This window comes from Neisseria sp. N95_16 (assembly GCF_002551535.2).
Classification (GTDB): domain Bacteria; phylum Pseudomonadota; class Gammaproteobacteria; order Burkholderiales; family Neisseriaceae; genus Neisseria; species Neisseria brasiliensis.
The window spans coordinates 26,441-41,154 of record NZ_PDBT02000014.1; the positions used below are offsets into that span (position 1 = coordinate 26,441).

A 14,714-nucleotide genomic window follows, 5' to 3' on the forward strand; every position below is an offset into this window, starting at 1 on the left:
TTTACTGCTATAATAGCCACACTTCACACACAGGCCGTCTGAATAATGAAATTTGCTTTTTTTATTTTGTATCTGGTGCAGCTGTTGCCCTTCAAGCTGATCCACAAAATCGCTGATGCGGTGGGTTGGCTGGCGTATTATGTCGTGAAACCCCGCCGCAAAGTGGGGCAGGTGAACCTGAAAAAATGTTTTCCCGAGTGGAGCGATGACAAACGTGAAGCGGTGTTAAAACGCCATTTCCAACACATGGCTAAGCTGATGTTGGAATACGGCCTGTATTGGTACACACCTGCCGAGCGCTTGCGCAGCTTGGTGCGCTATGAAAACAAACATTATCTTGATGATGCGTTGGCGGCGGGTGAAAAAGTGATTTTGCTCTATCCGCACTTTACCGCGTTTGAAATGGCGGTGTACACGCTCAATCAGGATGTGCCGCTGACCAGCATGTATTCGCATCAAAAAAACAAAGCGATGGACGAGCAGATTTTAAAAGGCCGTCACCGCTATGATAATGTGTTTTTGATTGGCCGCACGGAAGGCCTGCGCGCGATTATCAAGCAGTTGCGCAAAAGCGATGCGCCGTTTCTTTATCTGCCGGATCAGGATTTCGGCCGCAATGATTCGATTTTTGTCGATTTTTTTGGGATTCCGACGGCTACGATTACCGGTTTGAGCCGCATTGCCGGCATGGCGAATGCCAAAGTGATTCCGGCGATTCCGTTTCGTGAGGCCGATAATACCGTGACTTTGCGTTTTTACGAGCCATGGGAACATTTTCCCAGCGAAGATGTGGTCGCCGACACCCAGCGCATGAACGACTTCATCGAAGCGCGCGCGCGTGAGATTCCCGAGCAATATTTCTGGTTGCATAAGCGTTTTAAAACCCGTCCGGAAGGCGAAGCGGGCTTTTATTGATTACATACAGTTACAAAAAATTAAGGTTCGGTGGCTGCCGAACCTTTTTTATTTCTGTTTAATTGAGTAGCAGGCTGATATTTATTCATACATGTTTGTATGTGAGAAAAACGCCGTATGCTTAATTTAAAAGGGAATTAGGCCGTCTGAAAGATTGAGATGATGGCTATGAAATCATTTGCTTCATTTAATTTTCATATAATCTGAATATTTAATTAATATATTAAATTTAATGTTTTTAAAAAACAATAGTTTGTGAAAAATTAGTTCAAATTTAAATATTTTATTATTTTGGAATAAGATTTTAAATTTTAAATTTAAGAGAAAATCAGTATTTTATTTTTTAAAAATTAAATTTTAGAAATTATTCTAATATAATTTTATTTTAAGAGAAATATTCTATTTTTAGAAGAAAAAGAGAATTTTTCAAAAAAACACTTGGCAAGCGCGCTAAAAACGCGTACATTTCACTATATCGAGTTACAAGATATTCAGCCAAAAGGATTTTGAATATCGCCAAGTTCCCTTAACGGGCGTTTTTCCGGTGTGATTCCTGCCGATGAAACGACTGTTTATTAATGCAGAGTTGAGCTGCATTAATAAAGCCGCAGGCGAGAGCCTGTATTGTTTGTGAAGCGTAAATCTCTGATTTGAGGTATTGAGGCAATCCTGTGGGGGGTTGCCTCTTTTTTTATCCACGGCTTCGTGTCACAATGCCCATATCCTGATCCAAGGAGCATGTCATGACCCCGATACTCGCTTTTGATATTGAAACCATTCCCGATGTCAACGGCATCCGACTGCTTTACGATTTGCCGCAAAGTGTGTCGGATGACGAAGTGGTGTTATTCGCCCAACAAAAACGGCGCGCGCAAAACGGCAGTGATTTTATGCAACACCATCTGCATCAAGTGGTGGCGATTTCGTGCTGTATGCGTTGGGGCAGCGAGAAAATCCATGTCGGCACCATTGGCGAAATCGACGACAGCGAAGAGACAGTGATTGCCAAGTTTTTCGAGTTGATTGAAAACCACACGCCGCAGCTGGTGAGCTGGAACGGCGGCGGTTTCGATTTGCCGGTATTGCATTATCGCGCCATGATACACGGCATAGCCGCCGCGCGTTATTGGGACATGGGTGAAGGTGATTTTGGTGACAGCCGTGATTTTAAATGGAACAACTACATCAGCCGCTACCACAACCGCCATTGCGATTTGATGGATTTGCTCGCGCTGTATCAACCGCGTGCCAACGTGCCGCTGGACGACATGGCCAAGCTGTGCGGCTTTCCCGGCAAATTGGGTATGGACGGCAGCAAAGTGTGGGAAGCGTATTATCAAGGCCGTCTGAAAGACATCCGCGATTATTGTGAAACCGATGCCGCCAATACTTATCTGATGTATCTGCGTTTCCGCCTGATGAGCGGCGCTTTGGACAGCGACGAATACGAAGTCGAGGTCAAACGCTTGAAAAACTATCTCAAAGAGCAAGCCGAAGATAAATTGCATTGGCAGGAATTTGTCGGCCAATGGCGATGAATATTTGAATGAGGCCGTCTGAAACGCAATCTGTTTCAGGCGGCCTTTTACTCCCAACGCTTAATCAGGTAAACTCGTTTTTTTTGTTCACACTGTCGTCTGTCATGTCTGCCATTACCCCACTCAAACAAATCACCCTTATCGGCGTTGGGCTGATAGGCGGCTCGTTTGTGCTGGATTTGAAACGCTTGGGGCTGGTGGAAACGGTGGTCGGCATCGACTTAAACCGCGAAAACCTTGACCGTGCATTAGAACGGCGTGTGATTGATGCCGCGTTTACCGAAATCAATGCCGAGAGCATCAGCGGGGCGGATTTGGTGTTGATTGCTACGCCGGTATCGACTTTGCCGACGATTTGTCAGGCCATCAAGCCGTTTTTGCAGGCCGATGCGCTGGTGTCGGATGTCGGCAGCACCAAGCAAATTGCTGTCGAAGCTTTCCGCACTTATCTGCCCGAACATTTGCCGCGCTGTATTGCCGCGCACCCGATTGCCGGTTCCGATCGACATGGCGCGTTGGCGGCGCAATTTGGTCTTTATCAAGACAAAAAGCTGATTATCACACCACACGGCAACGAATATTCAGACGGCCTTGAACGGCTGGAGTCGCTGTGGCAAGCGGTGGGTGCACAAACGTTTCGTTTAAGCGCGGCCGAACACGATGCCATTTTCGCCGCCGTGTCGCACATGCCGCATTTGTTGGCCTTTGCCTTTGTACACGAAATTTTCGATCATCCCGATGGACAAGCCTATTTGAGCTTTGCGGCTTCCGGTTTCCGTGATTTTACCCGCATTGCCTCCAGCCACCCGGCGATTTGGACGGACATTTGTTTAGCCAATAAAAACAGCCTGCAGGATTTGATCGGTGGTATCCGTCGGCAATTGGATACTTTGGAACATCTGCTGGCAACGGAAAATAAAGCTGCGTTGTACACATATTTTGAAGAAGCTAAAAACACACGCGATGAGTGGTTGAAAGGGCAGTAGTTGTCAGCAATCAATAAGGCCGTCTGAAAGCAAACGCTTTCAGACGGCCTTAAACATAAATAGGCTTAACCCGGTTTGCCGCCAACACGCGGACGAATCAGCCAAGGAATGTATTTCCACGCATAAAGCAACAAAGCAGCGGCAAACAGCACGGCCGACAGGCGGATGCTGTGGGTGTAAGCCGTGCCGTGAACGAAGGTAGCCAAAATGCGCACCAAAGTTGAAATAATCATCAACCAAAATGCCACTGGCACTGATTTGGGCGGCGGATAAATTGCGTTGCCGGTGTGGCCGAGCGCGGTGCGCGCCATCATGCCTAAGGTCAATACGCCAATGCCACCGACGCCGATTAAGTGCACGCCCAAGTTTAGGAACGACGGCGAGAAGTAGGAAATGCCGACTGCCATCAAGCCCAATCCGGTGAAGAAATAGCCGGCGAATAAAATCCACAGCATCGGTTCTTTCAACACATCTTTATGCAACCAGCGATACACCTGCACCAAGCTGATGACACCTGCTGCAAAGGCAAACAAGGCAGCCAGCGGCAACAGCATTTGGTGCGCCATCAGCATGGCGGTCAACATCGGCAGCCATAAAGATGCGTGGCCGACCCATTGCGGGCTGGCGATTTGTGGGATATTTAAGCGTTTGGATGTGAAAAACGAGATGATGCGCATGCCGATTAAGCCGATGAAACCGGCTACCATAATCAGGCCGGATTGCAGGCCGACCAGCAAGGCAGCAGGGTCAAACGGGCTGAGTTGGCGGTGAAAAGCGACGTGTGTGCCGCCCAACACAAAAATGGCAAACACGGCGACATAGTTGCGTTTGTTTTTGGTGCGGAACACTGGCAACGCCATGCACACCGCGCCATACCAAAAGAAAATCGTGCCGAAAATGCCGCTGGCTGCCGCGCCCCAGCCGGGAATAAATGCGCAAATGCGTGCCAACAGCCAAAACGCGGTTAAGCCGACCAACACTGCACCGCGGGTAGGCGGCTGGCTGGTCCACGTGGCAACGGCGGTGAGCAGAAAGGCAATCACCACCAAACCGGCATAGCCCCAAATCATTTCATGCGCGTGCCAGTAAAAGCCGGGCAGCTCGGGTGTGCCTTGATAGCCGAAGCCCCACAGTAAAATCGACAGCGCACCGTAAAGGGCGGCCAGCGAGTAAAACGGGCGGAAAGCCATGGCCCAAACAGGGTGTTTGAACAATGCGTTCATGGTGGTTCCTTGAATGATTATGGTCAATAGTGGATAGGCCGTCTGAAAGTTTCAGACGGCCTTATATTATGTTTAAGCCGTTACGTTATCTAAGTAAGGCTCAACTGCAGGGAAAAGCTCGCGTTCTTCAAAGCGGGCGTGGTCGCGCAGTGTAGTGGCGAATTCTTGGTTCCATGCTTCGCTGGTGTATTCAGGTTGCGCCATCATTTGGCGCAGTTTGGTGTGGTCGTGTTCAAAACGGACACGCAGCTCGGGTGTAATATTCGGCCAATGCGGTGCAAACTGGTTTTCTTCTTCTTCGAAATGTTGCATTAATTCAACAAAGTGCGGCTCGAGTTCGGCCTGATGGCTTTCAGACGGCGTGCGCAGAATACGCACACATAAAGAAAGGGAGTGATGGTGTTCGCGCGACAAATCAATTAGCGCGGGATGGCGTTTCAATGGTGTCATAATCAGTGGCCCGTGTTGGATTTTACTGGATTAATTTATAAGTTTCATATATTATGAAACTTAATTCTATATAAAGTCAAACACATACCGCCCGAATTCTATGATGAATCATTAGAGCGGCTGATTTTAAATAACAAATATAACCTGATTCAGAGCAGAGATCGTTATGTATCTAACCCAGCATACAGATTACGGATTGCGCGTTTTAATCTATACCGCCATCAACGATGACTCGTTGGTCAACATCAGCACCATTGCCGACACTTACGGCATTTCTAAAAGCCATTTGATGAAAGTGGTGACTGCCTTGGTCAAAGGCGGTTTTCTCACCAGCGTGCGCGGCAAGGGCGGCGGATTAAAGCTGGCCATGACTGCAGACAAAATCAACATCGGCGCCGTGATACGGCATTTGGAGCCTATGCAGTTGGTTGAATGCATGGGTAATAACAACGATTGCCTGATTACACCGTCTTGCCGCTTGGCCGGTATTCTTGGCGGTGCAATTAAATCGTTTTTCAATTATCTCGATGGCTTTACGCTGGAAGATTTGTTGAACAAACCTACCTACGATTTGCTGTATTTCCCGAAAATCGACATTTTGCCCGAGCATGAGTCTGTAGAAACTATGCCGTCGCCGCTATCTGAAAATCTAGACCATGTACCGGAGAAAGTGGCGCAGTCAAACGCGATTCGCATCGATACGGTGAACTGAGTTTAGATGCTTCGCCAGTAAATTGATATTTTTTCTAACGGCTTTATTTCCAATACATTGCCGGAATAAAGCCGTTTGTTTTAGGATTGATGTGAGAATGAATATTACATTCAGTCTTCTTTAATTTGATGGTTTTTAAAGTGATTATTTGAATGGTAACAAGCCTGTTGTTTGGCTGAATTGTGTAAAAATAAGTTGCAAACAGGAATAATTGCTATTACCATACGCGTACTATGAAAAAAGATCGAATGATAAACCCCACGGTGGTTGCTGTGGTCGCTCTTTTGCACATTGGATTGATGTCCTTATTATGGAAAGCCCATAAGCCCGACATTGTTGACGTTGAGCATATCGAGTTTGTTGAATTAGGTGATTTCGGTGGCGGCGATGGTGCACCGGAAGGTGCCGGTTCGCCTGCTCCAGTGCAAGCGCCACCACCGCCGCCGCCACCGAAACCTAAACCGCGTCCTGAGCCCAAACCTAAACCGAAACCGGTAGAAGAGGCGAAGCCGGTGATTAAACCGGTGATTACCAAAAAAGCAGACGCAGATATTCAGCAGCCTAAAGAAAAACCGAAACCGGTCGAAAAACCTAAACCGAAACCCGAGCCTAAGCCGGAACCTAAGCCCGAGCCAAAACCCGAGCCCAAGCCTGAACCGAAACCGGTGCCAGAGCCTAAAGCAGAAAAACCTGCCGAGAAACCGGCAGAAAAAGCCGGTGGTAGTGCATCTGAAAAAGCAGGCAGCGAGAGTGGTAAAGGTGGTTCATCTGCTAAAGGTGAAGGAAAAGGCAGTGGTAGTGGCACCAAAGGTGAAGGCAGCGGTCGCGGTGAAGGTAGTGGCAGTGGTTCAGGCGGTAAAAAAGGTGAAAGCGGTTCCGGTGACGGCAGCGGCGCAGGCGGCGGTAGCGGCCCGGGCAGCAGTCGCAGCAATCCGGTAAAAGCCACCGGCTCCATTCCGACTCCGCCGTATCCTGCTTTATCGCAAGAGAATGGTGAAGAAGGTACCGTTGTGCTGAATATATTGGTGGCGCCGGGCGGGAAAGTCGCTTCAGTATCGGTTGCCAAGAGCAGCGGCTCATCACGCTTAGATCGCGCAGCACGCAATGCCGCCAAATCCGGCCACTTTAACACCAATGTTTGGACCAGCTACCGTGTACCGGTGCGCTTCAGTTTAGGTGGATAGGCCGTCTGAAAGCAGTCATGCGGTGGGCTGAATCCCAACAGTCTGCCGCCAAATGTTTGATTTATTTATTTTGATTTTGGAAAAACCATGAATTTAGGATTAGTGTTTGAATCGGGCGATTACGTCTTAATCAGTGTATTTTTATTGATGGTCATCATGAGCATTGTGACTTGGAGCGTTTTGATTGTGCGTGTGATTAAGCTGCGCAAAGCCAAAGCAGGTAATGCGGCGGCCAAAAAAGCAGTCATGGATTCGTTCACATTAAATGATGCTGTGCAGAAAGTCAGAAACATTGATGCGCCGATCAGCACGCTGACCACTGACGCCGTTCATGCTTATGATAACTATCGCCAAAGCACCACCAAAACCTTGGCCAACGCATTGCCGCTGAATGAATTCTTAGTCGGCCAAATCCGCACCAGCATGAATCAGACCATGCGCCAGTTTGATGGCGGCATGACGGCGTTGGCTTCGATTGGTGCTACTGCGCCATTTATCGGTTTGTTTGGTACCGTTTGGGGTATTTATCACGCGTTAATTAACATCAGCGAAAGCGGCCAAATGAGCATCGCCGCCGTAGCCGGCCCGATTGGCGAAGCTTTAGTGGCGACTGCAGCCGGCTTGTTTGTGGCGATTCCGGCGGTATTGGCTTACAACTTCTTAAACCGCGGTAAGAAAACCGTTTCCCAAGACTTAGACGCTTACGCGCATGATTTGCACGTTCGTCTGCTGAATCAAAAGGATTAAGATATGGCATTCGGTTCAATGAATTCCGGTGATGAAGATGCACCGATGTCTGACATTAATGTAACGCCTTTGGTCGATGTGATGCTGGTGTTGCTGATTGTGTTTATGATTACCATGCCAGTATTGACGCATTCGATTCCGCTGGAGCTGCCAACTGCTTCCGAACAGGCAGCGAAAAAAGATACGCAGCCCAAAGAGCCTTTGCGTGTGACGATTGGTTCGGATGGTGCTTATTATATCGGTGGCGATTCCGATAAGAAAATCACCATCGAAGAAGTGACCGCCCGTTTGAAAGAAGCCAAAACGGCAAACGAAGATGCTATCGTCGCCATTGCAGCGGATAAGGCCGTGGAATACGATTATGTCAACAAAGCCCTAGGTGCTGCGCGCGAAGCCGGTATCAGCAAAATCGGTTTCGTTACAGAGACCAAAGCAGAATAACCGTTGAAAGCGGTGGAAATATTTCCGCTTATCTGTTGAACAGGCCGTCTGAAACGTTTCAGACGGCCTTTTACGATGCGGAATTAAGCTAATTTATGCTTGGCAGCTTCCTGCAAACGTGCTTCAAAATTGCTTAAATCAATGCCGGCTTCGGCAGCAGCAGCTTTGGCCTCGGCAACGCTCATGCCGTTTTGCACTTGATGATAAGCCCATAATAAAGAACTGCGCGTGCCGGTGCGGCAATAGGCCAAAACGGGTTGGCCGGCTTGCTGCAATAAATCTTGAAATGCGACAACATCGGCAGCGGTGATATTCGGTGCGACAACAGGCTGATGTTTGAATGAAGTAATGCCTTCTGCCGACAGCCATTGTTGCACTTGCATGGTAGAAGGTTGATTCTCTTCTTCACCGTCCGGGCGGTTGCAGATAACGGTTTGAATGCCCAATTGCGCGGCATCTTTTGCATCTTGTTCGGTCAGTTGTGGTGATACATATAATTGTTCGCTCAATTTCAAAATAGCCATGATTTTCCTTCCTTTCGACAATTTTCAGACGGCCTTTTATCAGGCCATCTGAAAGTTTAGCGGTTAAACAACCATTTATCTACCAAATCTTGGTTGGCAACTTTCAACAAAGCCGTATTCGCTTCCACGGCTTGCACGGTGATGTGCGTTTGGTGCAGTACGCCGCTGCGGAAAAAGTGCAGTGTGGCGCGTTCGCCGACAGCCAATTGCGCCCATTGCGCGGCCAAGTCAGTGCAGGCATAGCCGTTAAGCGCGATGATTTTGTCTTGTGGACACAAAGCCGTATTTTCTGCGCTGCCGCCATTAAATACGTGTGTCAGGGTGGCGCTGTCGCTGTTTTGTTTGAAACGTGCGCCGAAATCGCCGGCGGGTTTGATGCAAACGGTTTCGCCCGCCAAGCCACCGCCATGACTGCGCGGCAAGGGCTGCCAATCCAATGTGACGCCGACGTGCGCCAAGCATTCTTGCAAGGGCAGGTCATCGGTGCCGTATAAGGCCGTCTGAAAAAATGATTGCAAATCCAAGCCGGTGATCTGTTGGCAACGCTCTTGCCATTGCTTTTCCGGAATGCCTTGGCCGGTGTTGACCCAATCGCGATAGTGCTGCTGCATCACGCTGTCTAATGAATGCTTGCCGCCGCTTTTTTGGCGAATCAGTACATCCAAACACAATGCCGCCAGCGCACCTTTTTGGTAATAACTGACGATGGCATTGCTGCTGTTTTCATCTTGCTTGTAAAACTTGTTCCATGCGGTGAAGCTGGATTCGGCCAAGGTTTGTTTCAGACGGCCTTTTGTATGTTGCACACGGGTAATCGATTGGGCGAGCAGATTTAAATAAGCATTGCTGTCAATCACGCCGCTGCGTGCCAAGAACAAATCATCATAATAAGAGGTGATGCCTTCAAATGCCCACAGTTGCTCAGTGTAGCTTTCTTGATCGAGGTCGTAAGGCACAAATGCTTCGGGCTTAATCGATTTCACATTCCAGGCGTGGAAGTATTCGTGGCTGAACAGGCCGAGCAATTGGGTATAGGCTTCGTTGGCTTCGCCCATATTGTGCGGCGGCAGGCTGTTGCGGTCGGCCAAAAGGGCGGTGCTGCTGATGTGTTCGAGGCCGCCGTAGATGTTGTCGCCGACATGCAGCATAAACAGATATTCTTGAAACGGCGCAGGCTCAGAGAACATGGCCAATTCGGTTTCGCAAATTTTTTGAATATCATCGACAAAACGTTGGCGGTCAAAATCGCGATAAAAGCCGCTCAGGGCAATGCGGTGGGGAATGCCGGTTGCGGTAAAGTCTAAAAATTCAATCTTGCCCATTTCGACAGGGTGGTCGATTAAATCGGCATAAGAGGCCGTCTGAAATTGGTGTGTGGCGGTTTGCGGTAGGGTAGTAGCGATTTGCCATTGGTTGGGAAAGTCTTTTAGGGAAACACTGTGTGGCAGGTTTTCGCAGCCATGAATCTTTAAAAAAAGACAAGCGCCATCGAAGAAGCCGCGTTCGGTGCTTAAAAACGCACCGCGTACGGATAAGTCAAACGCATAAACGGTGTAGCAAATTTGCCACTCACCTTTTTGGCCGTTTGCCTGCCATTTGTTTTTGGTCAATTGCGTCAATGCAACAGTATGGCCATTGCAAGAAGCACTTAATTGCGTGATATGTCGGGAGAAATCACGAATCAGATAGCTGCCCGGCACCCAGTTGGGTAGGCTGAATTCAATAGGTAAATCATTGTCTTGATTGAAACTCAATGTAATTTGATATTCATGACTCAAAGGGCGGAATGAGATTTTGTAATTAATCATATCTATTGCTTAGTTTGTTAAAATTAATGAATAACGTTGGCATACAGTGTCTGATATTTAATTTACATCAAAAAGCCTTTAAAAAAACGGGGCTTGAAAAAAATGTATGCCTTTTATTAGAGCTCATTTGTTTTAATTATTTGATTATTATAATTTTTTATTTTTTAGGTTACATATTCGCTTGAGCGGAAGAAATGTAATATTGCTTGGCTCAATCTTGTATATATGTTAAATTTAGAAAAATTTATACTTTGCCTTAATGTTTTTTGTGGAAACGTAGAAAACATTCGGGCGGGTAAAGCAAAAATTTTCAATTCCCATAATTTATGGAGACTCCCATGGACACACAAACTTATAACTACAAAGTGGTGCGCCAGTTCGCCATCATGACTGTAGTTTGGGGCATCGTGGGTATGTTGGTCGGTGTGATTGTCGCCGCCCAATTATACTTGCCGGCTCTTAATTTATCTGAAATCGGACCTTGGTTCCACTTTGGCCGTCTGCGTCCATTGCACACCAATGCGGTAATTTTCGCATTTGGTGGCTGTGGTCTGTTTGCCACTTCTTATTATGTGGTGCAGCGTACCTGTAATACCCGCCTGTTTGGCGGCTGGTTGGCATCATTTACCTTCTGGGGTTGGCAAGCGGTTATTGTAGCAGCAGTCATCACTTTGCCGATGGGTTTTACCCAAGCTAAAGAGTATGCCGAATTGGAATGGCCAATCGATATCCTGATTACTTTGGTATGGGTGGCTTACGCAATCGTATTCTTCGGCACCATCGCCAAACGTAAAGTAAAACACATTTACGTGGCCAACTGGTTCTACGGCGGTTTCATCTTGGCCGTTGCCTTGCTGCACATTGTGAACAACATCAGCATTCCTGCCGGCTTCATGAAGTCTTACCCGGTGTATGCCGGTGCCATCGATGCAATGGTTCAATGGTGGTATGGCCATAATGCGGTAGGTTTCTTCCTGACTGCAGGCTTCTTGGGCATGATGTACTACTTCGTTCCAAAACAAGCAGGCCGTCCGGTTTACTCTTATCGTTTGTCTGTGGTTCACTTCTGGGCATTGATTTTCACTTATATGTGGGCAGGTCCTCACCACTTGCACTACACCGCATTGCCTGACTGGACACAATCTTTGGGTATGGTTTTGTCGCTGATTCTGTTCGCACCATCTTGGGGCGGTATGATCAACGGTATCATGACCTTGTCTGGCGCGTGGGATAAACTGCGTACCGACCCGATTTTGAAATTCTTGATCGTTTCCCTGTCTTTCTACGGTATGTCGACCTTTGAAGGCCCGATGATGTCGATCAAAACCGTTAACGCCTTGAGCCACTACACCGACTGGACTGTTGCACACGTACACGCCGGCGCATTGGGTTGGGTAGGTTTTGTAACCATCGGTTCGATTTATTACCTGATTCCGCGTCTGTTTGGTAAAACCCAAATGCATAGCGTGAAATTGATTGAAGCACACTTCTGGATTGCCACCATCGGCGTGGTGTTGTACATCGCTGCGATGTGGATTGCCGGTGTGATGCAAGGTTTGATGTGGGGTTCGTTGAATGACGACGGTACTTTGACCTACTCATTTGTTGAGTCTGTAAAACGTACTATGCCTTATTATGCAATCCGTGTAGTAGGTGGTCTGATGTATTTGGCTGGTATGTGTATCATGGCGTACAACGTTTACCGTACTGCAATCAGTGGCAAACCTGTTGAAGCTGAGATCCCTGCGGTTTCTCAACAACACCACTAAATAACAAGAAAGTAGGCTACCAAATGAAATTACAACAATTAGCTGAAGAAAAAGTCGGCTTTCTGATTATTTTCACTGTGATTGTAATCAGTTTCGGCTTGTTGATTGAAGTTGTGCCTTTGTTTGGCACGAAAGCAGTCATCGAACCTGCTCCGGGTGTGAAGCCTTACAATGCGCTGCAAGTGGCGGGTCGTGATATTTATGTGCGTGAAGGTTGTTACAACTGCCACTCACAAATGATTCGTCCTTTCCGTGCAGAAACCGAGCGTTACGGTCATTACTCTGTTGCCGGCGAGTCTGTTTACGACCGTCCGTTCCAATGGGGTTCGAAACGTACCGGTCCTGATTTGGCGCGTGTTGGTGGTCGCTATTCTGATGAATGGCACCGCATCCACTTGCTGAATCCGCGTGACGTGGTTCCTGAATCCAATATGCCGGCATTCCCATGGTTGGCACGTAACAAGGTAGACGCTGAAGCCACTGTGGCACGCATGAAAGCATTGCGCGCCGTAGGCACGCCTTACAGCGATGAAGAATTGCAAGAAGCACCGGAAATGTTGACCAACAAATCCGAGCTGGATGCAGTGATTGCCTACTTGCAAGGTTTGGGCTTGGCATTGAAAAACGTAAGGTAACATCATGGATATTAACTGGATTCGCTCGCTTTTTACGCTGCTGATTTTTGTCAGCTTCATGCTGGTCATCTATATTGTGTTCAGCCGACGCAATAAACAAAATTATGATGAAGCAGCCAGCAGTATTTTTGACAATAATGAAGATGCGTCTGATAAAAACGGGCGATAACCGGTTAATCCGTGGTCACGGAGCAAAAGAATGAACACAACATCCCAATTTACCAGTAATTTCTGGAATATATACATTGCCGCCATTGTCCTGCTCAGCTTTATCGGTTTGGCTTGGCTGCTTTTCTCACAAAATGTGGTGAAACAGCCGAAAAAAGGCGAGGAAGTCGAAACCACAGGCCACGAATGGGACGGTATTGCAGAATATAACAATCCGTTGCCGCGTTGGTGGTTTTGGTTGTATGTCTTCACTTGGATTTTCGGTGCCGTTTACTTGGTGCTGTATCCGGGGGTAGGCGACTGGAAAGGTATCTTGAATTGGACCAGTCACAACCAATACGAAAAAGAAGTGGCTAAAGCAAACGAACAATACCAACCGCTGTATGCTAAGTTTGCCAAAATGCCGATTGAGCAAGTGGCGAAAGATCCGCAAGCCCAACAAATCGGTAAAAACATGTTCGATACTTACTGTATCCAATGTCACGGTTCGGATGCCAAAGGTTCTAAAGGTTTCCCTAACTTGACCGACCACGATTGGTTGTGGGGTGGCGAGCCTGAGCAAATCTCTGAAACCATCGAAAAAGGCCGTACCGGTGTGATGGCTGCATGGGGTCCGCAATTGGGTGAAGAACGTGTGAAAGACGTTGCGAACTATGTAATGTCTTTGTCTAAAGGTAAAGACCAATACGACGAAGAACGCGCTGCCCGCGGTCAGGCTTTGTTTAACGGTGCTCAGGCCAACTGTTTCACCTGTCACGGTGACAAAGGCCAAGGTATCCAAGGTTTGGGTCCTAACTTGACTGATGACGTTTGGTTGTGGGGCGGTACGCAAAAAGCCATTATCGAAACCATTACCAACGGTCGCCATAACCAAATGCCGGCATGGGGTAATTTCTTGGATAAAGATAAATTACACATCATGACCGCCTATGTTTGGGGCTTGTCAAATAAAGACGGTAAAGCACCAGCGAAAAAAGTAGAACCTGCCGCTGCGGCTCCGGCTGTCGCTGCGAGTGAAGCTTCCGCTCCTGCAACTGAAGCAGCTTCTGCTGCCAGCGCACCTGCTGCAACTGCAAATACTGCACCGGCCGCTGACGTTGCTGAAGTATCTTACAATGCAAACGATGGCGCAGTATTCTTCTTTGCAACCGGTAAAAGCGATGTGGCTGCTAATGCAGAAACCGTCGTAGCTGATTTGGTTACAGCCGCTAAAGAAGGTAAACGTTTGGTGGTAAGCGGTTATACCGACAGCACTGGTGACGCTGCAGCGAATGCCGAATTGTCTAAAAAACGTGCCCAAGCAGTTCAGGCATTTTTTGAAGCACAAGGTGTAAAAGCTGAAAGCATCGAATTGCGTAAACCTGAAAACACAACTGCCGCACAAGGTAATGACGTTCAAGGTCGTCGCGTAGAAGTCAAATTGGAAGGTTAATCTTCTGATGAAAAGCCACTCGAAAGAGTGGCTTTTTTGCATTCAGCTGTTTATATTCAGACGGCCTGAGGCTTTTGTAAAACTAGGGCGTGTCCCTAATTTGAATAAGCCCAAAAGAGCCCTATTTTAACCCTATATTCCAACGAAATATAGGCAAACACAAACAATGGCGAGAACCGCAA

14 protein-coding genes and 1 pseudogene are annotated in these 14,714 nt (G+C 47.7%); 11 read left to right on the forward strand and 4 right to left on the reverse strand.

The genetic code is table 11. The features are described from left to right. The first annotated feature begins 45 nt into the window (after positions 1 to 45). From CRG49_RS03710 to CRG49_RS03720, 3 genes are all read left to right on the forward strand, one after another. Entirely contained in the window at positions 46 to 915 is an 870-nt protein-coding gene (locus CRG49_RS03710) for a lipid A biosynthesis lauroyl acyltransferase (RefSeq protein WP_095503282.1), read from the forward strand. A 743-nt stretch (positions 916 to 1,658) separates the two neighbouring features. After that, positions 1,659 to 2,453, forward strand: a complete 795-nt coding sequence (locus CRG49_RS03715) for a 3'-5' exonuclease (RefSeq protein ID WP_095503281.1) — start codon at positions 1,659 to 1,661, stop codon at positions 2,451 to 2,453. A gap of 113 nt (positions 2,454 to 2,566) precedes the next feature. Further along, positions 2,567 to 3,439 carry a prephenate dehydrogenase gene (locus tag CRG49_RS03720; RefSeq protein ID WP_369832015.1) on the forward strand — a complete coding sequence of 291 codons (873 nt, stop codon included), beginning with the start codon at positions 2,567 to 2,569 and terminating at the stop codon, positions 3,437 to 3,439. Between the two features lie 65 nt (positions 3,440 to 3,504). Here the strand turns inward: CRG49_RS03720 and CRG49_RS03725 are convergent, their stop codons facing one another. Then, the gene (locus CRG49_RS03725; RefSeq protein WP_095503279.1) at positions 3,505 to 4,662 is read right to left on the reverse strand and encodes an NnrS family protein; all 1,158 of its coding nucleotides are present in this window, start codon (positions 4,660 to 4,662) and stop codon (positions 3,505 to 3,507) included. 72 nt (positions 4,663 to 4,734) lie between these two features. Continuing rightward, the gene (locus tag CRG49_RS03730; RefSeq protein ID WP_095503278.1) at positions 4,735 to 5,112 is read right to left on the reverse strand and encodes a hypothetical protein; all 378 of its coding nucleotides are present in this window, start codon (positions 5,110 to 5,112) and stop codon (positions 4,735 to 4,737) included. Between the two features lie 166 nt (positions 5,113 to 5,278). On the opposite strand from CRG49_RS03730, the pseudogene CRG49_RS03735 reads away from it, so the two are divergent. The 4 genes and pseudogenes from CRG49_RS03735 to CRG49_RS03750 all read left to right on the forward strand — a co-directional run. After that, positions 5,279 to 5,710, forward strand: a pseudogene (locus tag CRG49_RS03735) (Rrf2 family transcriptional regulator); the annotation flags it as partial. A 347-nt stretch (positions 5,711 to 6,057) separates the two neighbouring features. After that, positions 6,058 to 7,008 carry an energy transducer TonB gene (locus tag CRG49_RS03740; protein WP_095503276.1) on the forward strand — a complete coding sequence of 317 codons (951 nt, stop codon included), beginning with the start codon at positions 6,058 to 6,060 and terminating at the stop codon, positions 7,006 to 7,008. A gap of 87 nt (positions 7,009 to 7,095) precedes the next feature. Beyond that, positions 7,096 to 7,755 (forward strand): MotA/TolQ/ExbB proton channel family protein, encoded by a 660-nt coding sequence (locus tag CRG49_RS03745; RefSeq protein WP_095503275.1) that lies wholly within the window; start codon positions 7,096 to 7,098, stop codon positions 7,753 to 7,755. A 3-nt stretch (positions 7,756 to 7,758) separates the two neighbouring features. Then, complete coding sequence (locus tag CRG49_RS03750) at positions 7,759 to 8,196, forward strand: biopolymer transporter ExbD (RefSeq protein WP_095503274.1); 438 nt, start codon at positions 7,759 to 7,761, stop codon at positions 8,194 to 8,196. Between the two features lie 83 nt (positions 8,197 to 8,279). On the opposite strand, the gene CRG49_RS03755 is transcribed toward CRG49_RS03750, so the two are convergent. Next, complete coding sequence (locus tag CRG49_RS03755) at positions 8,280 to 8,720, reverse strand: TIGR01244 family sulfur transferase (protein ID WP_095503273.1); 441 nt, start codon at positions 8,718 to 8,720, stop codon at positions 8,280 to 8,282. Positions 8,721 to 8,776: 56 nt separating this feature from the next. Continuing rightward, positions 8,777 to 10,528: a M61 family metallopeptidase gene (locus CRG49_RS03760; RefSeq protein ID WP_095503272.1), complete on the reverse strand. Its 1,752-nt coding sequence runs from the start codon at positions 10,526 to 10,528 to the stop codon at positions 8,777 to 8,779. A 338-nt stretch (positions 10,529 to 10,866) separates the two neighbouring features. Here CRG49_RS03760 and ccoN point away from each other — a divergent pair, with 338 nt between their 5' ends. Genes ccoN through ccoP form a run of 4 tightly spaced genes read left to right on the forward strand, consistent with a single transcriptional unit; the run spans position 10,867 to position 14,532 of the window. Beyond that, a complete protein-coding gene (ccoN, locus tag CRG49_RS03765; RefSeq protein WP_195714680.1) occupies positions 10,867 to 12,297 on the forward strand; it encodes a cytochrome-c oxidase, cbb3-type subunit I in 1,431 nt (476 codons plus the stop codon). A gap of 23 nt (positions 12,298 to 12,320) precedes the next feature. After that, positions 12,321 to 12,932, forward strand: coding sequence for a cytochrome-c oxidase, cbb3-type subunit II (gene ccoO, locus CRG49_RS03770; RefSeq protein WP_095503270.1), 612 nt, complete (start codon positions 12,321 to 12,323; stop codon positions 12,930 to 12,932). 4 nt (positions 12,933 to 12,936) lie between these two features. Continuing rightward, positions 12,937 to 13,101, forward strand: coding sequence for a CcoQ/FixQ family Cbb3-type cytochrome c oxidase assembly chaperone (locus CRG49_RS03775; protein ID WP_095503269.1), 165 nt, complete (start codon positions 12,937 to 12,939; stop codon positions 13,099 to 13,101). Positions 13,102 to 13,131: 30 nt separating this feature from the next. Then, complete coding sequence (gene ccoP, locus CRG49_RS03780; protein WP_095503268.1) at positions 13,132 to 14,532, forward strand: cytochrome-c oxidase, cbb3-type subunit III; 1,401 nt, start codon at positions 13,132 to 13,134, stop codon at positions 14,530 to 14,532. Positions 14,533 to 14,714: the final 182 nt, after the last annotated feature.